This window comes from Hymenobacter roseosalivarius DSM 11622 (assembly GCF_900176135.1).
Lineage (GTDB): Bacteria > Bacteroidota > Bacteroidia > Cytophagales > Hymenobacteraceae > Hymenobacter > Hymenobacter roseosalivarius.
Window position 1 is genome coordinate 46,399 of the sequence record NZ_FWWW01000039.1, and the last position, 19,473, is coordinate 65,871.

At 57.6% G+C, this 19,473-nt stretch carries 20 protein-coding genes; 12 read left to right on the plus strand and 8 right to left on the minus strand.

The features are described 5' to 3' along the window. Positions 1–45 precede the first annotated feature (45 nt). The 4 genes from B9A24_RS02700 to B9A24_RS02720 form a co-directional block, all read right to left on the minus strand. Positions 46–753: a DUF305 domain-containing protein gene (locus B9A24_RS02700; protein WP_084443629.1), complete on the minus strand. Its 708-nt coding sequence runs from the start codon at positions 751–753 to the stop codon at positions 46–48. A gap of 69 nt (positions 754–822) precedes the next feature. Beyond that, positions 823–1,776 carry a heavy metal-binding domain-containing protein gene (locus B9A24_RS02705; RefSeq protein ID WP_143434724.1) on the minus strand — a complete coding sequence of 318 codons (954 nt, stop codon included), beginning with the start codon at positions 1,774–1,776 and terminating at the stop codon, positions 823–825. A 263-nt stretch (positions 1,777–2,039) separates the two neighbouring features. Next, a complete protein-coding gene (locus tag B9A24_RS02710) occupies positions 2,040–2,522 on the minus strand; it encodes a hypothetical protein (protein ID WP_084443631.1) in 483 nt (160 codons plus the stop codon). A 639-nt stretch (positions 2,523–3,161) separates the two neighbouring features. Continuing rightward, complete coding sequence (locus tag B9A24_RS02720) at positions 3,162–3,449, minus strand: DUF6799 domain-containing protein (protein WP_234996929.1); 288 nt, start codon at positions 3,447–3,449, stop codon at positions 3,162–3,164. 623 nt (positions 3,450–4,072) lie between these two features. Between B9A24_RS02720 and B9A24_RS02730 the strand changes: the two genes are divergently transcribed. From B9A24_RS02730 to B9A24_RS02740, 3 genes are all read left to right on the plus strand, one after another. Then, positions 4,073–6,346, plus strand: a complete 2,274-nt coding sequence (locus B9A24_RS02730) for a heavy metal translocating P-type ATPase (RefSeq protein WP_084443635.1) — start codon at positions 4,073–4,075, stop codon at positions 6,344–6,346. Positions 6,347–6,469: 123 nt separating this feature from the next. Further along, on the plus strand, positions 6,470–6,847 hold the full coding sequence (locus B9A24_RS02735; protein WP_084443636.1) for a cupredoxin domain-containing protein: 378 nt from the start codon (positions 6,470–6,472) through the stop codon (positions 6,845–6,847). Between the two features lie 13 nt (positions 6,848–6,860). Then, complete coding sequence (locus tag B9A24_RS02740) at positions 6,861–7,484, plus strand: helix-turn-helix domain-containing protein (RefSeq protein ID WP_084443637.1); 624 nt, start codon at positions 6,861–6,863, stop codon at positions 7,482–7,484. Positions 7,485–7,543: 59 nt separating this feature from the next. Here B9A24_RS02740 and B9A24_RS02745 read toward each other — a convergent pair whose 3' ends face one another. Then, complete coding sequence (locus B9A24_RS02745; RefSeq protein ID WP_159451924.1) at positions 7,544–8,011, minus strand: DUF2141 domain-containing protein; 468 nt, start codon at positions 8,009–8,011, stop codon at positions 7,544–7,546. Positions 8,012–8,037: 26 nt separating this feature from the next. On the opposite strand from B9A24_RS02745, the gene B9A24_RS23170 reads away from it, so the two are divergent. Beyond that, positions 8,038–8,214: a DUF305 domain-containing protein gene (locus B9A24_RS23170; protein ID WP_084443639.1), complete on the plus strand. Its 177-nt coding sequence runs from the start codon at positions 8,038–8,040 to the stop codon at positions 8,212–8,214. A gap of 96 nt (positions 8,215–8,310) precedes the next feature. Here B9A24_RS23170 and B9A24_RS02755 read toward each other — a convergent pair whose 3' ends face one another. Then, positions 8,311–9,180, minus strand: a complete 870-nt coding sequence (locus tag B9A24_RS02755) for a TolB family protein (protein ID WP_084443640.1) — start codon at positions 9,178–9,180, stop codon at positions 8,311–8,313. Positions 9,181–9,291: 111 nt separating this feature from the next. On the opposite strand from B9A24_RS02755, the gene B9A24_RS02760 reads away from it, so the two are divergent. Further along, positions 9,292–10,821, plus strand: a complete 1,530-nt coding sequence (locus B9A24_RS02760; protein ID WP_084443641.1) for a M20/M25/M40 family metallo-hydrolase — start codon at positions 9,292–9,294, stop codon at positions 10,819–10,821. A 25-nt stretch (positions 10,822–10,846) separates the two neighbouring features. Here the strand turns inward: B9A24_RS02760 and B9A24_RS02765 are convergent, their stop codons facing one another. Together B9A24_RS02765 and B9A24_RS02770 are read right to left on the minus strand one after the other, a co-directional pair. Next, positions 10,847–11,299: a GNAT family N-acetyltransferase gene (locus B9A24_RS02765; RefSeq protein ID WP_084443642.1), complete on the minus strand. Its 453-nt coding sequence runs from the start codon at positions 11,297–11,299 to the stop codon at positions 10,847–10,849. 78 nt (positions 11,300–11,377) lie between these two features. Further along, positions 11,378–12,787 (minus strand): APC family permease, encoded by a 1,410-nt coding sequence (locus tag B9A24_RS02770; protein ID WP_084443643.1) that lies wholly within the window; start codon positions 12,785–12,787, stop codon positions 11,378–11,380. A gap of 122 nt (positions 12,788–12,909) precedes the next feature. On the opposite strand from B9A24_RS02770, the gene B9A24_RS02775 reads away from it, so the two are divergent. The 7 genes from B9A24_RS02775 to crtD all read left to right on the plus strand — a co-directional run bounded on the left by B9A24_RS02775 (position 12,910) and on the right by crtD (position 19,254). Then, a complete protein-coding gene (locus B9A24_RS02775) occupies positions 12,910–13,350 on the plus strand; it encodes an SRPBCC family protein (protein WP_084443644.1) in 441 nt (146 codons plus the stop codon). 55 nt (positions 13,351–13,405) lie between these two features. Further along, positions 13,406–14,650: a class I SAM-dependent rRNA methyltransferase gene (locus B9A24_RS02780; protein ID WP_084443645.1), complete on the plus strand. Its 1,245-nt coding sequence runs from the start codon at positions 13,406–13,408 to the stop codon at positions 14,648–14,650. Positions 14,651–14,767: 117 nt separating this feature from the next. Continuing rightward, complete coding sequence (locus B9A24_RS02785; RefSeq protein ID WP_084443646.1) at positions 14,768–15,115, plus strand: ArsR/SmtB family transcription factor; 348 nt, start codon at positions 14,768–14,770, stop codon at positions 15,113–15,115. Positions 15,116–15,147: 32 nt separating this feature from the next. Further along, a complete protein-coding gene (locus B9A24_RS02790) occupies positions 15,148–15,732 on the plus strand; it encodes an ArsI/CadI family heavy metal resistance metalloenzyme (protein WP_084443647.1) in 585 nt (194 codons plus the stop codon). 83 nt (positions 15,733–15,815) lie between these two features. Then, entirely contained in the window at positions 15,816–16,919 is a 1,104-nt protein-coding gene (gene arsB / locus B9A24_RS02795; protein ID WP_084443648.1) for an ACR3 family arsenite efflux transporter, read from the plus strand. Between the two features lie 23 nt (positions 16,920–16,942). Further along, the gene (locus tag B9A24_RS02800) at positions 16,943–17,362 is read left to right on the plus strand and encodes an arsenate reductase ArsC (RefSeq protein ID WP_084443649.1); all 420 of its coding nucleotides are present in this window, start codon (positions 16,943–16,945) and stop codon (positions 17,360–17,362) included. A 380-nt stretch (positions 17,363–17,742) separates the two neighbouring features. Beyond that, positions 17,743–19,254 carry a 1-hydroxycarotenoid 3,4-desaturase CrtD gene (gene crtD / locus B9A24_RS02805; protein WP_084443650.1) on the plus strand — a complete coding sequence of 504 codons (1,512 nt, stop codon included), beginning with the start codon at positions 17,743–17,745 and terminating at the stop codon, positions 19,252–19,254. Positions 19,255–19,473: the final 219 nt, after the last annotated feature.

The following is a 19,473-nucleotide window of genomic DNA, read 5'->3' on the forward strand; positions in this document are numbered from 1 at the left end:
AAATTTAAAAATTGAGAGAGAAAAGAGGTTTTGCAGCTTTACCGGCTACATTTTGTCAGCGTTGTTAGCGTGCCAGGTCTTGAAGGCGTCTATTTCCTTCTGCTGGGTGTCAATCATCTTCTGGGCCATGCCCTTGAGCTTGGTGTCTTTGCCGTGGGCCACTTCGGCTTTGGCCATGTCCATGGCGCTCTGGTGATGCACGGTCATCATCATATTGAAGTTCATGTCCGGGTTGGCCACCGTTTTGGGCATATCCGTCATCATGGTCGTCATCGACGTCTTCATCTGGGCCGTGAACGGGTCGTTCTGGTCTTGGGGCTGGTAGTTGGTCGGGGCATTATCGAGGCGGGTGGCGGCGGCTTCCAGCTCCCCGATTTCCTTCTGCTGATCGGCCTTAATTTTCTCGGCCATCTGGCGCATGGTGGCATCCTTGCCGTCGCGCAGCTGGATGTCGGCCATCACGACCGCGCCTTTGTGGTGCTCCAGCATCATGTGGGCAAAGTCGTGGTCGGTATTGCCCTTCATTTTCATGGCGTCCATCTTGCCCATCATCTCATCCATGGAGGCCTTCAGGGGCGAGTCGCCGGCCGTGGCGGCGCCGCTGCCCATCGTGGAGTGGTCCATCGTGGCCATGTCGCCGGCCGCGCCAGTTTCGGTGGTGGCGGTGGTTTCCGTGGTGGTTTTGGTGTCGCAGCTGCTCAGCAGTAGGGTACCGGAGCAAAGCGCGGCGAAAAGAAAGGCCTGGGTTTTCATGGGTTTGGGGGATTAGGATTGGGGAAAAATGAAAAAGGGAAACGCGGTAAAAAGGAAGACAACCCGAGCCTAGCTGGCGGCCGGGCCCGTCACGTTGATGGTAAAGTCGCCGGTGTGAATCTTGCCGGCGTGGTTGAACTGCAAAAACACGCGGTACAGACCGGGCGCCTCGAAGTTGGTATTGAAGCCGATGGCGGGGCCTTTGTCGGCCTGGTCGTTGGGGTGTACGTGCAGGTAGCGCTCCGTATCCTCGCTGATGACCACCACGTGGCCCAGGGCACCGAGGTAGTTATCGAGGTTTGTCACCGGCTTACCATCTTTGTTGATGGTGATTTTCATGCCCAGCAACTGGCCCGTTTGCAGGGGCTTATCGAAGGCCAGTGTGGCCTGGTAGCCGTCCTGCTCCCAGGTCATATCGTCGTTTTTGAACTTTACGGGCGTGTATTTTGGTCCCTGCACCGTGACGGGCTGGCGCCCGAGCTGGTGGCCGGCCCCGGTGGGTGTGTAGTCCTGAAACAGCACGAACTCGCCGCCCTTAGGGAAGGTATAGTCCACCTGGTAGTCGCCCTGGGCCGTGTACTCGGGGTGCTCGTGGTAGAACTGCGAGAGGTCCTTGCTGACGATAATCAGGTGGATTTTCTTCTCATGCACTACGGCCAGCGGCACGGGCACCGATTCGTTGCCGGTTTCTTGGGGGGCAAATGTCAGCTTGGCCGGCTGCCCGGCAACGAGCTGCATGGGCTGGGGGGTGAATTTCATCTGATACGCCTTGCTGTTAGCGGGCGCATCGGTGTGCTCCAGATTCATCCCGCACTTGGGGCATTTTTCGCCGGCCTTGGTGCTGGTTACTTCCAGGTGCATGGGGCAGGAATAAATATGCCCCCCGGCCGCGTGGTCGACGGTGCTGGTGACCGGGGTTTCTACGGTGTTGGTGGCGCTGCTGCTGGCGGCATTATCGGACGAGCAGCTGGTAGCGGCAAACAGGCTGGCAATAGCCAGCATCGAAACAGAAAAGCAATACATAAGAAGGAAATTTGGTGTTGAAAATCAATGCCCCGGTAGGCGGGCAAGGAGCGCCGCTCCGGCTCGGGCAGTGGCCGGCACGACCCGAAGCCAGTGGCGAGGCGGGTGAATCAGCCTGGCCCAACAGCTTAGCTTGGTCGGGCAAAAGAGCCAGGAAGAGAAGGAGGGTGGCGCGGCGGAGCCGGGCGGACGCGCAAACGAAAAGGCCCCCGCCGGACATAGCATAGCTATGCCGGCGCGAGCCTTAGCGCGTCAGAAAAAAATCAGACAGTCAGCGACTGAATGTAAATGCGGATATCAGGAATCTTGGGCGGCAGGTGCTGCCGGGAAACTAACACGACCGCGCCCGTGCGGTCCCACTGGCCGGCCACGGACCGGAAGTGGTAGTCGAATGCCACGGGCAGCAGCGCCGGGGCAGGTGCAAGCAGGTGCTTTTGAACCGGGGTCGTCAGGGAGGCGAGCACCGATGCGGACTTGTCGCGGCAGCAGTCATGCTTGCCGGCTGGCTGACTCGACTGGTGGGCGTTTGTGGCTTTGCCCGGAGCCTGCTTTGCTGTAATCTTGCCGTGGCCAGCGCAGCCCGGATGCGTGGGCTTAGCAGGCGTAGCGGCTGGGGCCGCCGATGCAGGAGCTGTAGCCGCCGGCCTGAGCGTCGCGCACCAGCACTGCCCCACAAACACATTGACGAAGACGACCAGGAAGGTCGTCGCCAGCAAGCGTTGGAAAGGAAACAGGCTACGGAACATGACGGGCGCTAAGGAATCGCAAAAGTAGGCGTCTATTCCAGAAAGAGAAGGACTGCCTCTATACTATTTTTAAGGGAGAAGGGTTCCGGCTTGAATCGGCGGCGGCAGGCAGTCGGGGACGTAAGCTTGCCTCAAATAACCTGACATACCCTTTTATGTTTGTTTTGAGCGCTGGCACTGCGACACTAATTATCAAAATTATATAACCGCGAAGGCCGATTTTATAAGAGCCTTATTTTCCGGGCCTCCCAAAAAATAGCTCGGGGTAAGACTGGCCTGGCCAATCCCACCCCGAAAATGCCCCCCGAGCTGCCGCCGGGGGTGCCATGCCAGATCGGCGGGCACCCGCATGGGCGGCGGCCTCGGGATGTGGGCAGTTTGAGTGGGGCGTTTCTGGTTGAACGCCCCGAGTAGCATGGCACCGAGGGCAAAGAGGGTAAGCCTGTACATAGCAATGGATAGTACAGGGAGTGAGAAAAGAACGAAAAACACCTGGCGGCAATCCGTACCCGGCGGCGGAAGTGCGCCCTGATACTGACTATCGCCAAGTGTTTTTACAATCCTGAGTTGTTATAAATGGTGACCCAAAGCACCTAGGGTGGTGGGCCCGCAGCGGATCGGGCGACCCGTCACACTGATTTACATCTTCGACTTCGTCTTGCTCATGTGGTCCTTAGACATCATTTTACCGTCTTTCATCATCATCATTTTGCCGTCCATGGTCATCATCTCACCTTCCTTCATCTTCATGGTGGTGCCGTCCTTCATTTTACAGGTGCCGTCCATCATGCACATGCTGCCGTCGCTCATGGTCATGTTCTGAGTCATCGGCATCATCTTGCCGTCCTTCATCATCATCATTTTGCCATTTTTCATCATCGTGCCGTCTTTCATCATGCCACTCTGGGCCATGGATTTAGACTTCATCTTGCTGCCCTGCGTGGGTGTGGTCTGGGTCTGGGCCTGAGCAATGCTACAGACGCCGACGAGGGCAAGCGTGAACAGGGTTTTCAGTGCGGTTTTCATAAAATGGGGTGGGGATAAGGTGGAAATTAGGGAAGTGATGATCAATGGGCAGGCCGCTGCCTTACAGCAGGCGGGACTTACGCAGTTTTCTTTACCAAACTGCTTTTACGACAGCTGGGGGGCTTTTCCAGGCTGTCACGGTAGCTGCTGCTTCAGCAACTACTTAAATTTAATGATTTTTTAATCTTACTACGTAAGCCCGGTTAGAATGGGCAGGAAAACCAGCCACTAGTACGGATTCGGCGTCAGGCTCTGGCCATTGACTACGGGGCTGATCTGCACCACCTAGGTTCTGCACGAAAATCAGCATAGCCATAAACCCGCTGAACAGTAGCCACGCCAGCGCAATGATTGGCCCGGCCGCCAGCACCGCTGGACGGACCGCAGGCAAATTATGCAAGCTTTAGGAAGGATTTCGCACCAACTCCGGCTCATGGTAGCCGTTACTTTGTAGTAGGATTGCCGGGCACCCGCGAGCGGCCCAAAAATGCCCCCCAGTCATCGTTACGCTACTTACTACTGCTATGGAACCAGCCACGAAAACCGAAACCCTCGACATTGAAGGCATGACCTGCGCCTCGTGCGCGGCCTCCGTGGAGAAGTCCCTCACGCGTACGCCCGGCGTACAGCGGGTGGTGGTCAACTTCGCCACCGAAAAAGCGACCGTCGACTACGTGCCTGCCCAGGCCACGCCGGCCACGCTGAAAGACGCAGTGGTAAAGGCCGGCTACGGCGTGCTGGAGCGTGCGCCCGGCACGAGCGCGGCCGAGCGCAGCGCCGAAATCGACCGCCAGAAAGCCCTGGCCTACCAGAAGCTCAAACGCCGCTTCGGGGTGGCCGTGGTGCTGGCCGTCATCATCATGCCCCTGAGTATGCTTATGCTCTGGCCGGCCCTGATGGAGCGCGTGAATATGCCCATTCTCAACTATGTGCTGTTGGCTCTCACCTTGCCCGTGCTTTTCTACAGTGGGCGCGAATTCTTCAGTTCCGCCTGGAACAGCTTCAAGCACCGGGCGGCGAATATGGATACGCTTATCGCCGTGGGCACCGGCGCGGCTTTCCTGTACAGCCTGGCCGCTACCGTAGTGCCCGATTGGTTTATGCGCCGGGGTCTCATGCCGGAGGTGTATTATGATACTACGGCTACCATCATTGCCCTGATTCTGCTGGGCAAGGTGCTGGAGCTACGCGCCAAAACCCAGACCTCCGCTGCCATGAAAGCCCTGATGGGGTTGCAGGCCAAGACGGCCCGCGTGGTGCGCCCCGATGGCCAAGAGGTAGACGTGCCCATCGAGCAAGTGCAGCTGGACGATATAATCGTTGTCCGGCCCGGCGAAAAAGTGGCCACGGATGGTGTGATTGCCGAAGGCCACTCCGCCGTGGACGAGGCCATGCTCACGGGGGAAAGCCTGCCGGTGGAAAAGAAGGAAGGCGACCCGGTGTTTGGGGCCACGCTCAATAAAACCGGCTCTTTCCGCTTCCGCGTGACCAAAGTCGGGGCCGATACCATGCTTTCCCAGATCGTGAAGCTGGTGGAGGATGCTCAGGGCAGCCGCGCCCCCATTCAGCGCCTGGCCGACAAGGTCAGCGCTATTTTCGTGCCCACAGTAATCGTTATCGCCATTCTCACCTTCGTGCTCTGGTTTGATCTGGCTCCGTTGGAAGCGCGCCTGCCGCTGGCGCTGGTCAATTTCGTGGCCGTGCTCATCATTGCCTGCCCCTGCGCCCTGGGCCTGGCCACGCCCACGGCCATTATGGTCAGTACGGGCAAGGGCGCGGAGCACGGTGTGCTGATTCGCAACGCGGAAGCCCTGGAGAAAGCCTATCAGGTGGATACCGTACTGCTGGACAAAACCGGCACCATCACCCGCGGCGAGCCCGCCGTGACCGATTTTGTGCCCGCCGGCCGTCAGGATGCTGCTCAGCTCCTGCAAATCGTGGCGGCGGTGGAACGGCAGTCGGAGCACCCGTTGGCGGAGGCTGTGGTGCGCTACGCCGATGCTCAAAACGCCCCCCAGCTCCCCGCCACCGGCTTCCGGGCCGTGGAGGGTAAAGGCGCCGCCGCCACCGTGGCGGGCCAGGCGGTGCTTATCGGCAACCGCCGCCTCCTGACCGAAGAAGGCGTGAGCCTATCGGCAGAGCTGACGGCGCAGGCCGAGCAGCTTCTGAATCAGGCCAAAACGGTGCTTTACGTGGCCGTGGCGGGTCAGGCCGTGGGGCTGATCGGCGTGGCCGATACCGTCCGCGAAACGTCGGCGGCGGCTATTAAGCAGTTGCAGGCCCTGGGCCTGGAAGTGGTCATGATGACCGGCGACAACCCCCAGACGGCCGCGCAGGTAGCCGGACAGATGGGCATCACGCGCTACTTTGCCGAGGTGCTGCCCAGCGGCAAGGCCGGCAAGGTGAAGGAGCTGCAAGCCGAGGGCCGCACCGTGGCCATGGTGGGCGACGGCATCAACGACGCGCCCGCCCTGGCCCAGGCCGACATCGGCCTGGCTATGGGCGGCGGCACCGACGTGGCCATGGAAGCGGCGGGTATCACACTCATGCGATCCGACCTACAGGGGGTAGTGACGGCCATTGAACTGTCGCGCCAGACGATTCGGACCATTAAGCAGAATCTGTTTTTTGCTTTTATCTATAACACGCTGGGCATTCCCATCGCGGCCGGGTTGCTCTACCCTTTCTTCGGCATCCTGCTTTCGCCCATGCTGGCCGCCGGGGCTATGGCGCTCAGCTCCGTATCCGTTCTCACCAACTCGCTGCGTCTGCGTGGGTTTTCGCCCGTTAAAAACTAAGCGAGTTGAAGTTTGAACCTGGCATACGGCCAGGCGTTATATCCCGCAGAGGAGAGCGCAGAGGTACGCAGTGTTCTACCGAGCGCTCTATGGCACCTTCACTTGTCAATTAAACCAATCCCTATGGATACTGCCGAAATCATCGTAACCGTCGTGGGCCTGGCTCTGGCCGGGTTCGTTGTCTGGTATTTTTTCTTCTCGGCGCGCCAGACGGCTAGTGCCGTTTCTTCCTCCAGCGGAGTACAGGAAGTGGATATCACCGTTAAGGGCGGCTACTCGCCCGACGTGATAGAAGTGGAGCGCGGCAAGCCCGTGCAGCTGAGCTTCTACCGCGACGAGGAAAACAGCTGCTCCGAAGAGATTCTGTTCCCGGACTTCAGCATTCGGCGCGACCTGCCGGCCTTCAAGACTACGCTGGTCGAGCTATTGCCCGAGCAGGCCGGCCGCTTTGAGTTTACCTGCGGCATGGGAATGCTGCGCGGCAGTCTGGTGGTAAAATAAGCCCCCAGTTCCTATGACCAACGAGTTGAACTCTCCGCACACCTTGCCCCCACCCGGCAGTCACCGGCTATTGATTAAAAACATGGTCTGCCCGCAGTGCATTCGGGTGGTGGGCGAGGACCTTAGGGCCCTGGGCCTGCGCGTGCACCGCGTGGTACTGGGGGAGGCTGATGTTTCGGTGCCCGACGGAGCCGAGCCCGACTGGGGGGCTCTTCGGGCCAGCCTGGCAGCGGCCGGATTTGCCTTGCTCGAAGACCCGCGGGCCCAGCTAGTGGAGCGCATCAAAACCCTGCTGGTTACGCTGATTCACTACCCGCCGCCCGGCCCACGCCTGCTCAATTACTCCGCCTATTTGGTCGAGCACTTGGAGCGCGACTACCATTACCTGTCCCACCTGTTTTCGGCCTCTGAGGGGCTCACGATTGAGAAATTTATCATCCGCCAGAAGGTGGAGCGGGCCAAGGAGCTGATTGGCTACGGCGAGCTGAGCATCGCGGAGGTAGCACAGCAGCTTGGCTACAGCAGCCCGGCCCACCTGTCGCGGCAGTTTCGGCAGGTGACGGGCCTCACGCCCACTGAATTGCAGAAGCTGGGCCCCGCCAGCAGCGTTCGGCGCAGCCTGGATGCGCTGATTTAAGGCCACGAAAAGACGCCAGCCACGGGCGAGAAGAAACAGGAGCTCGTCTGCCGGTGCTCTTATTTCATCGAAATGGCTACCATAGTGGTTGAGCCCCCGACCGTGAACTTGCAGTCGTCGAAGGTCGGGATTCGGAAGCGAGGCTTCACGTTATTTGATAAGGCAAATGGCTCGGTGGGAATACCTACCATGTTGCGGTCCACCAAATCGTTTTCATTTAAATCCTGCGTCAGCGCGATAGCCCACTCGCCGGGGGGCAGTTGGATAGGGTATACCACCTTGGTTCGACCGGCCGGCTTGACGTACTTAAGCAGGGTATAGTGGTTGCGCACCAGGAAGTTAGCCTTCACGTTGTAGAAGTACAGTTTCAGTGTGGCTTTGCTGGAGGGTAGATTGGAAACGACCACGGTCACCGCCGTCTCGGCCGCGGGGGGAGCTGGCGTAGTAGTAGGAAACAGCGCGGCAACCGATAGCCAAGCAAGTGCAAATAGAGTCATGGCAATAACATTAAGGTGAACGGCGGTCATACAAGACGCAGGCCGTTTTAGTTTCATTGACTGGCGACCCAGATTATGACTTCGCCCAGCTTATGATCAACCATCACCAGGCCGCCATCGGCAACTCCAATGCTCTGCTCAAGTATGGCCGCGAGACTGTGACCAAGGCGCTGGCCGAACAAATCATCGCAGACCAGAAAGTGGAATTAAGATACTGCAGGAGTGGCTGCTGAGAAACAAGAAAATTTAGACCTTCCCGGCTTCCTATTCCGGCAGCGGACCTATTGGGCTCGCTGTTTTTTTGTGCGTTAGTCAGCTAGCGCTTGGGTTCATTCGCTGACTACGACAGCCATCTGATTATTGGCTGGGTTGATTGCCAGCCGACTGGCTTTCTTCAGGCCCGGCACCGCTCCTGTCATCTTCACCGGCTTCCAGCCATCGCGATGCCCTGGCCGGAAGGCGTAAATCTGCTGCCCATTGCTCATTAGCATCAGTCCATTCTTCGTCCAGGCCAAATCTTCAGATCCTTCCAGCGCGGGGCCCAGAATCGAAATAACCTTGGTGTTAGTATCAAACCGCTTGACTAACCACTTGCCCTCCGCCGTTTTCTCTAGGAAGCTGATGGCAGACTGATTAGGTATTTGTTTCAGGGAGCGGCCAATATTACGGGCTATAATGGTGTCTTGGCGCGTTGCCAGGTCAAGGTAATGCAGTTCGTTGCTGGGCGTGGCCAGCGCGTACACCAGCAGGCGGGACTGGTCAATCCAGGCATGGTACCCCACTTTCAGCGTATTCACTAGAATAGTAGGGGCGCCGCCCGCCAGGGGGTATTTGCCTAAATCCTGCTGCCCGTTGTCGCGCTGGATGATGCAGGAGAGAAACTGTTGGTCTGCCGTGAGCAGGGGCGAATATTCCCGCTCACGCGTAGCAGTAATCTGCTGCGTTTGGGCGGTTTTATAGTTGTACGATTTTAGGTCGGTGCGGCTGCTGTCCGTGCTGGAAGAAAAGTAAAGCAGGGGAAGAGAAGGGTGAAAAAAAGGCTGATTGTCGTAGCCTTTGTGCGGGGTAATGTTGCGCGGGTTAGACAGTAGCACCGTGTTGCCTTTCACAGACAAGTCTACCAGATAAATGTCGGTATCTACCTGCGCCGAAGCCAGGTAGGGGAAAAGGCAGCACAGAATAGTCGCTAATCGATTCATCGGAAGGGGGCTAAGAAAAGTGAAAGTAAGGTTAGTTTGTGAAATATGGCTTTTTGCCAAGAGCCGCTTACCTTGTTAGCGGCTGCGCCCACTATGTGGTCAGCTACAAGTATGAAAAAACGATACATAGGGAGTCTGATGTTGCTTTTGGCTCTGGCAGGATTTGCGGGCCCCGATTCGGGCGTGCAAAAAGTGCGGCGGTACCGCCAAACCCACGAACTGCCCCTGCTGACGGAGTATATGCAGTTTCTGGCCATCCCCAACGTAGCCGCCGACAGCGCTAATCTGCGCCATACGGCCCGTTTCATCCTGGGTATGATGCAGAAGCGAGGCATCAAAGCACAGCTACTGCCGGCTACTACGCCGGGCGTGCCGCCCGCCGTGTATGGGGAAGTGCGTACGCCCGGTGCCAAGCGCACCATCGTTTTTTATGCCCACTATGATGGCCAGCCGGTAAACGCGGCGCAGTGGGCTACAGGGCTGAGTCCGTTCAAACCCCAACTAACGAGCGCCGCTTTGACTCAAGGGGGGCAATTTATTCCGATGATGCAGGCTGGGGAAACGTCCAAACCTGACTGGCGCCTCTACGCCCGCAGCAGCTCCGATGACAAGGCCGGGGTTATGGCAATCCTGGCAGGCTACGAAGCCCTGGTGCAAAGTAAGCAGCGGCCCGGCGTCAACATCAAATTCTTTTTTGAAGGCGAAGAAGAAAAAGGCTCGCCGCACTTGAGTGAGATTGTGGAAGGCAACCGCGCCCTGCTCGCTTCCGACCTCTGGATTATCTGCGACGGGCCGGTGCATCAGTCGGGGCAGAAGCAGGTGGTATTTGGCGCCCGCGGCGACGTGAATGTGGGCCTCACCGTCTATGGCCCCAAGCGGCCCCTGCACAGCGGACACTACGGCAACTGGGCACCGAATCCAGCGCTGACTTTGGCGCAGCTATTAGCCTCCATGAAGGATAGCACTGGCCGCGTGACCATCGCCGGCTTTTACGACGACGTAACGCCACTCACTGCCAAGGAGCAGCAGGCGCTAAGCCGCGTGCCCAACCTCGACGCGCAGATACAGCAAGAGCTAGGCTTCGCCCGGCCAAATGGTGGGGGGCAAAGTTTGAATGAATTAATCAATCAGCCTTCGCTGAACATAAACGGTATGCGCAGCGCTAATGTGGGGGCGCAGGCGGCCAATGTTATTCCCACCACGGCCGAGGCTACCCTGGATTTGCGCCTCGTGCTTGGCAATGACTGGGAGCGGCAGGTAGCCAAAGTGACAAGCCACATCCAGCGTCAGGGCTTTTTTGTGACCACGCAGGAACCCACCGACGCCGAGCGCGCCCGCTATCCGCGCATTGTGCGCCTAACGCCTCATACGGGCTACAACGCCGAGCGCACCGCCATGGATTTGCCTCTGGCTCAGGAAGTAGTAGCCGCCGTGCGGCGCACCAGCACCCAGCCGGTAGTGCAGGTACCTACTTCGGGCGGCAGCCTGCCCCTGCATGTGTTCAGGAAAATAAACGCGACGACGCTCACCGTGCCGGTCGCTAACTATGACAACAACCAGCACGCGGAAAATGAGAATATCCGGCTGGGCAACCTCTGGGATGGGTTGGAAACCATGGCCGCGATTATGCAGCTGAAGTAGGGCCGTTTCTGAACCAGCTTAAGCGTTAGGTTAGCTCCTTCTGCATACATACGCTATTCTCTACGCCCACGTACTGCCCATAATTCGGAATGCGTTGGTAGCCGCTCTTTTGATAAAGACGGATGGCTTCAAGTTGCTTCATGCCCGTTTCCAGGACGCAGCCTTTGTAATGAAGTTCCTGTGCCCAGCGCTCTAATTCCGCTAGTACAGCCGGCGCAATTCCCTGGCCCCGCCAACTAGGGTGCACAAACATGCGCTTGACTTCCATCAGCTCGGCCGTAAACTCCTTGATAGCCCCGCAGCCGACCGGCTCGTCGTGCTGGTAAGCTACTACGACGTGCTTGATCTTATCAACCTTGTTGAACTGAGCGTAAAACGCATGATCAGGGCCGTTGCGCTCCCGCAAATCGTGGTCGAGCAATTGCACCAGCGCCCGAAAGTCGGGGTTGTCGGAGGCCGTTCGGGTGAGGCGTAGCATAGAAATTTAAGTTGTTGCGGTCGGGAAGATTAAAGCCAAAGAATTGCCCCCAGGCTGCAATGCGTTCGTTCTTTAGGCTTACGCTCGTTTTCTTTTGAAATAGAAGTAAAAGGGCAAGCTCGTAAGCATCAGGGCAAGGCCCAACATGGACTGCTGGGGTTGAGTGACGAGCGTATTGACAACTAAGGCGAAGGCGAACAGCAGAATAATAAACTGAATAATGGGGTAACCAGTCACCGGCACCGTGATTTTGCCCTGACGCTTCATCTTCAGTACCGCCGCCGCTAACATACCGTAGAAAAGGAAGTTACCGAAGATGACTAAGTCGGTTAGCCGCTCGAAGGTGCCGGAAATAACCAGCAGGCAGCTCCACGCAAAAGTGAACAGCAGGGCTACGTGGGGCGTGCGGTAGCGCTGGTGCACTGCCCCGGCGTGGGCAAAGAAAAAACGCTCCTGCGCCATGCGGAAATAAATGCGGCTATGGGAAAGCAGTACGGTATTGAGGGACCCAAATACGCTGATCATAATTAAAACCAGAATCCACGTTTTGCCCGCCTTTCCCAGCATCGCTTCGGCCACTACCGCCGCACCTATCTCATTCGGACTCACCGCCGCCAGAGCAGGCAAAGGCAATACCCGCAGGTAGGCATAGTTGACCAATACATACAGCCCAATGGCGATGCTTACCCCTAACAGGATGGCTCGCGGCACATTACGCGTCGGATTTTTGATTTCGCCCGTAACGAAAGAAAGGTCCATCCAGCCATCGTAAGCCCAAAAGACACTGAGCAGCGCCCCAAAAAAGGCGTTGAAAAAAGGCGTATCCGCAACCGCCGCGGTGCTTAGGTTGGGCAATGGCGTTTGCTCCGAAGTTGGGGTGGTCATAAACAATCCCAGAATGATGAGCAGCAGAATACCCATGATTTTGGCGGCCGTGAACACGTTGCTGAGCTTACCGCTGCCGGCCACCCCACGGTAGTTTACCCACGTCAGAACGCCGATGGTGCCGATAGCCAGAATTTTGATTCCTGAATCGGCAAAGGGATAAATGAGTTGGCCGATAGATACCTGCTCAAGGTGCCGCAACGGATTGGGTAGCGGCAACAGAGTGTTAATGGTTTGCGCGAAGATGAAAGCCAGCGCGGCCACGGAAGCGGTACCGATAATGGTGAAGTCGCTCCACCCAAACAGGAAGGAGGCAAAATTACCGAACGAAAGCCGCAGGTACTCATAAACGCCCCCCGACTCTTCTGTGAGGGAGGATAAGCCAGCTAGATTGAGTGCTCCACATATCGTAATGAGGCCAGCTAGTACCCACGCGGCCACTATCCAAGCTTCACTAAGGCCAGTCTGGGCCAGGGGCACGATCTTCTTGAACACCCCGGAGCCAATCACAACGCCGGCCACGAGGAAGATGCCGGTGAATAACCCAACTGCGCGGATCAAGGTAGGGCCGGAAGCACTGGTTGGCCTAGCGGGATTGTCCATGCACGAGGAATAAGTAAGGGTTAGAAGCCGGGGAAGATAGAAAAATTGTCCTGCGAAAGTGTAAGCAACAGGCGAAGGGGCGCTCCGTAAACTAACCTCGCATCCCGCCGTTTAAATTTGATATGCATCTCACCCTCCGTACCCGCGTCGCTCAGCCCCCGGCTCAGGTAATGGCCGGTTTCACCCGCGAGCTGTTCCTGCAACTGGCACCCCCGTTTCCTCAGATGCGACTGCACCGCTTCGACGGCAGCCGGCGCGGTGACCAGGTGGAGATTGAGTTGGTTGCGGGTCCCATCAGTCAGCGCTGGACTAGCCTGATTACCGACGACGGCGTGATGCCCGGCGGCACGCATTATTTCATCGACGAAGGACAAAAACTGCCCGGACCTTTGCGCTTCTGGCGCCACCGCCACCTCATGCAGCCCAGCCCCGAGGGTGGCACTATTATCATTGATGCGGTGGAATTCCGCACAGCCTCGCGGGTGCTGGATGCGCTGCTGTACCCGGTGATGTGGGCGCAGTTTGCCTGGCGTCAGCCTATTTATCGGCGGCTATTTCGGTGAAGGGGCAGGGATTGGCGTACTTTTGCCCCCCAGCTCTTTTTTATTTCTTGCCGCCATGCCTGCCATCGTCACCCTCAAACCTGGTAAAGATCAATCCTTGCGTCGCCTGCACCCGTGGGTGTTTTCGGGCGCTATTGCTCGTATGCAGGGTCAGCCACAGGAGGGCGAAGTGGTAATAGTGCAGGCCTCGAATGGTGAGCAGCTGGGCGTGGGGCATTATGCGCCGGGCTCAATTGCCGTGCGTATGCTGGGTTTTGGCCCCGAAGCCACGGAGCCGGATGCCTCTTTCTGGGAAGGTAAGCTGCGCAACGCGTACCAATTGCGCCAGCGCTTGGGTTTGACAACTCAGGGAGAAAATTCGTCGCAGCCCGTTGCTGGAAAAGCCCCCCAGACTGCAAAAGACAGTGTTACCGACGTTTACCGCTTAATTCACGCCGAAGGTGATGGTCTGCCAGGCCTGATTGTGGACGTGTACGGCGACGTAGCCGTGTTGCAAGCGCACAGCGCCGGTATGTACCTGGCCCGTCCGCAGATTGCCGCCGCGCTAAAAGCCGTGTTGGGCGAAAACCTTCGCGCCATCTACGATAAAAGCGCCGAAACCGTACCGGCCAAAGCCGCCCCCGACGCGCAGAACGGCTACTTATTGGGCAGCTCAACCGGCACCGAGCATCTGGTACACGAAAACGCGCATCCCTTTGCCGTGGATTGGGAAACCGGCCAGAAAACCGGCTTCTTCATCGACCAGCGCGACAACCGTGACCTGTTGGCCCGCTACTCGGCCGGCCGGCGCGTGCTGAACACGTTTTGTTATACGGGGGGCTTTTCGGTGTACGCCCTGCAAGCCGGGGCTACTTTGGTGCACTCCGTGGACAGCTCCAAACGCGCCATTGAGCTTACCGAGCGCAACGCGGCCCTTACTGGTCTGGAAGATAAGCACGCGGCCTACGCCCAGGATGTTTTCAGCTTTATGAAAGCCAGCGAGGAGCAGTACGACCTCATCGTGCTCGATCCGCCGGCGTTTGCCAAGCACCTCTCGGCCCGGCACAATGCCTTGATGGGCTACAAGCGCCTGAACGCGGCGGGCCTGCGCCGCATCGCGCCGGGGGGCATTTTGTTCACCTTCAGCTGCTCGCAGGTGGTGAGCCGGGAGCTGTTTCAGGGCGCAGTGCTGGCGGCGGCCATTGAGGCGGGCCGGCAGGTGCGGGTGCTTCATCACCTCACCCAGCCCGCCGACCACCCAGTAAGCTTGTTTCACCCCGAAGGCGAGTACCTGAAGGGATTGGTGCTGGCGGTAGAGTAGGACTATTTTCACAGAACCAGTCAAGCTTAGCACATCATAGCATAGATAAAATTTATCTATAACGTAAACATCTATCATACTATGTCGTATATTTGCGTCATACTTCATAGTTCGTTTATGACTTACGCCAAAACCACCGCCTTCACCGAGGAACAGCAACAGTTGGCTCGCGTAGCTAAAGCCCTGGCTCATCCGGCGCGGGTGGCCATTATTCAGCTGTTGGCTTCTAAAAGAACTTGTATATCCGGCGACATCGCGGCGGAGCTGCCGCTTTCGCGCACCACGGTTTCCCAGCACTTACAAGAGTTAAAGGCGCTGGATTTGATTCGGGGCGAGATTGACGGGCTGACCGTTTGCTACTGCCTCAATACGGAGCTGCTGCGCCATGTACACCAACAGTTCACCGCCTTTTTTGTCGAGTCGACTGCTGCCGATACCTGCGCGCCAGGTAGCGCTTGCTGCTAATTTTTTCTCTCACCTCTACCCTTTCCGCACTTATGGAAACTGCTGTTTTTCCCCGCATGCACGTCTCGCTGTACGTGTCCGATTTGGCCGCTACGGTCAACTTTTATACGGCTTTCTTCGGGCAGCCGGCGGCCAAAATCCGGCGTGGCTACGCTAAGTATGTGCTGGATAAGCCATCATTGATTATCTCCTTTGTCGAAAATCCCGACCGTGTAGCCAGCAACTTCGGTCACCTGGGCTTTCAGGTAGAGACGGTGCAGGAAATGGAGCAGCGCCTGGAGGCAGCGCGCAGAACTGGCCTGCTGCCCCGCGAAGAAATGGGCACCAGCTGCTGCTACGCTAAACAGGACAAGTTTTGGGTAAACGACCCCGACGGGGTAGAGTGGGAAGTGTACTACTTCCACGAAGACGCCGAGTTCAACGACCCGCGCTACCAGCAGGAGTACGATCAGGCCAACGGCAGTGGAAGTAGCCAGTGCTGCATCGCGCCAGCCGCTAAAGCTGCCCCGGTAGCCGAAGAAGTGCTGACCACGGCCCCGATGGCCTTCACGTTGGTAGACGCCACGCTGGCCAACTCGTCTGCGGCAGCCTGCACGCCCGGCGGCGGTTGCTGCTAGGAAAGAGTGTGCCTGTGCTGACTAGTCCTGCTTTCCGCTGATCGTGGGGGGCTTTTTCCTGCTCTTCTGACCATTGCTACCGCATGAAACCATCTCACCCGGCTCTTCCAAGTCCTCCGCCCGAAGCAGTAGCTCACAAAAAGCTCTCCGGCCTCGACAGAGGCCTGACGCTCTGGATATTTCTGGCGATGGGACTGGGCGTGGCTCTGGGCTACCTGGTGCCGGGCATAGAGCAGGCCGTGGACTACTTCACGGTAGGCACCGTGAACGTGCCCATTGCCATCGGCCTCATTCTGATGATGTATCCGCCCCTGGCCAAGGTGAAGTACGAGCAGCTGCCTCGGGTCTTTAAAAATACCCGCATCATTGGCTTGTCGCTGGTGCTGAACTGGATTGTGGGGCCGCTGCTGATGTTTTTTCTGGCCATCTGGCTGTTGCCCGACAAGCCCGAGTACATGATGGGCCTGATTCTGATTGGCATTGCCCGCTGCATTGCCATGGTGCTGGTCTGGAATGACTTAGCCGATGGCAGTCGTGAGTACGCGGCCGGATTAGTAGCCCTGAATTCCATTTTTCAGGTGCTGTTCTACTCGGTGCTGGCCTGGCTGTTTATCACGGTGCTACCGCCTTATTTTGGGCTGAAAGGCTACGCCGTGAATATTAGCATCTGGGATATTGCCCAGAGCGTGCTCGTGTATTTGGGTATCCCGTTCGCGGGGGGCTTTTTGTCGCGCCTCGTGCTGCGCCGGCTGAAAGGTGATGTCTGGTACGAGCAGGTATTTATCCCCGCCATCAGCCCTATTACCCTCATTGCCTTGCTCTTGACTATCGTGGTCATGTTTAGCCTGAAAGGTGAACTGATCGTGCGGATTCCGTTGGATGTGCTGCGTGTGGCGCTGCCACTGGCCTTGTACTTCGGTATCATGTTCGTGCTCAGCTTTGCGGCTGGCAAGTGGCTGGGGGCCGATTATGCCGAAAACGCCTCCATAGCCTTCACCGCCACCGGCAACAACTTTGAGCTGGCTATTGCCGTGGCCATTGGAGTGTTTGGCCTGAACTCGGGGCAGGCCTTTGCCGGCGTTATCGGGCCGCTGATTGAGGTGCCGGCGCTCATTGCCCTGGTCAACGTGGCCTTCTGGTTTCGCCGCCGCTGGTACGCGGGCCGAAGCGTAGCGGCTCCTTTTTGATTCCTCATCTCCCTCTTTTGTGTATGTCTGATAAGAAAAACGTGCTGTGCACCGGTAATTCCTGCCGCAGCCAGCTCATGCACGGCTACTTAGCTCAAAGTCTGGGCGACCAGGCCACTGTGTACAGTGCTGGCATCGAAACGCACGGCGTCAATCCGAAAGCTATTCAGGTGATGCGGGAAGATGGAGTAGATATTTCGCACCACACCAGCAACCACGTAGACGAGTACGCGGCCGTGTCCTTCGATTATGTCATTACCGTCTGCGACAATGCCCGCGAGGCCTGCCCGGTATTTCCCTCCTCGGCCACTAAGCTGCATCACAACTTCCCCGACCCGGCCAGAGCCACCGGCACCCCGGACGAAATAATAAATCAGTTTCGGGTAGTGCGTGATGAGGTGAAAGCGTATGCCCAGGATTTTACGCGTCGGTATTTTAATTGATTCTACTGGTTATCTGGATTTCTAAGCGACGTTAATTTTCACTGCGCCGCGCCTCATTCAGCGCGTGAAATACGCAAGCGGAGCTACAACCCGAAAAGAAGACTTCAGAGTGCTCGGGCTGCCATCCAGCCACAAAATCTCTTCTACCGTGTAAAAAAGCCACCCAGTAGACTTTTGCGCCTTTTACGCGCTCCTTCCCACATTCTGGTGAACCTGAAGGCAGTAGTGTTGAGTTTAGGTAGTCGTATTTGGTACTGCTCACTAACAATTCAGCTGTTGTAGCGGTAGAGTTCAGCAACGTGCCCCACCAGCGTAGGTGGAGCGCGCTGCTGAACTGCTAATTTTATGACCCTTCGGGGCTACTTATACAGCCAGTTAGCGTGAAGCAAACCAGCACTACAAACCGTACATCCGCTTCTTCCCTTAAGCAACCTGCCGCTATCATCGGGGCCGGCATTGCCGGTATCGCCACGGCCGTGCGGCTGGCGCTGAAAGGCCACGCCGTCACGGTATTTGAGGCGCAGGAGTCGTTTGGGGGCAAAATGTACCAGTTTGAGCTGCCCGGCGGCTACCGCTTCGATGCCGGTCCGTCGCTGTTCACCTTGCCCCAACTCGTAGACGATTTGTTTCGGCTGGCTGGCCGCGACCCGCAGGACCATTTTCGCTACGAGCGCCTTGATCCGATAACCCATTACTTTTTTGCCGACGGCACCCGTCTGAAAGCCTGGGCCGACGAAGAAAAGTTTGCCGCTGAAGTAGAGGAAAAGCTCGGTGTGCCGGCCGCCGATGTACTAAGCTTCCTGCGCCGCAGCGCCTCCGCCTATAAGGCCACCGAAAGCACTTTTCTGCATAAGTCCCTGCACAAAGCCGCCACCTACCTCAGCCCTGAGGTGCTGCGGGCGGTAGCGGCGCTGCCGGGCTTGGGCCTCACCGGCACCATGCACCAGCGCCACACCAAGGCATTCACTGACCCGCGCCTGGTGCAGCTCTTTGACCGCTTCGCTACTTACAACGGCTCCGATCCTTACCAAGCTCCTGCTACGCTCAGCCTGATTCCGCATCTGGAGCACGGAATTGGTGCTTTTTATCCCGTGGGGGGCATTTATAGCATTGCCCAAAGCCTGGTAGGTCTGGCCGAAGAGCTGGGCGTGGAGTTTCGCTATAATGAGCCGGTGGAAGAAATATTGACCGCTATGAGCCGCGTAACCGGCGTGCGCACGACCCAGGACGTGTACGACTTTGAACTGGTAATCAGCAACATGGATGTGGTGCCGACCTACCGCCGCCTGTTGCCGAGCCAGCCCGCGCCTGAGCGCACGCTGAGCCAGCCGCGCTCTTCCTCAGCCCTGATTTTTTACTGGGGAATCGCCCGCGAATTCGCCGAGCTGGACCTGCACAATATATTCTTCTCCCAGGATTATCAGCAGGAATTTAAGGCCATTTTCGAGCAGAAAACCGTGAGTGCTGACCCGACGGTCTACGTGAACGTGACGTCCAAAAAAACGCCCCCCGATGCGCCCGCGGGCCACGAAAACTGGTTTGTGATGGTGAATGTGCCCCACCATCAGGGCCAGGATTGGGACGCGCTCATTGCCCAAACCCGTCGGGCCGTGCTCGACAAACTAACCCGCACCCTGGGCGCAGCCGTAGAACCCCTGATTCGGGCCGAGCGGGTCTGGGACCCGCGTGGGATTGAGGAGCGCACATCGTCTTTTGGCGGCGCTTTGTACGGCAGCAGCTCTAACAATGCACTGGCCGCTTTTCTGCGTCATCCCAACTTTTCGCGCCAACTTGATGGCTTGTACTTTTGCGGCGGTAGCGTGCATCCTGGCGGCGGCATTCCACTTTGCCTGCTATCGGCCAAAATTGCCGCTGAGTTGATCAAGAGTTAAGAAGTTGTTTCACCTTTCGTCAGTCAGCCTCTGAAACGTCATGCCGAGCAACGCGCAGCATCTCGCGTGCCGATGCGGGGTTAATCCTATAACCGCTGGTAAGATGCTGCGCGTTGCTCGGCATGACGGTTTAGTGAAAGATTTATGTTAATTCCGAAAACATGCGTTCTTCCAGCTGCTGCTAAACTTCATTTAGAACGCTTACCGATAATTTCCTCC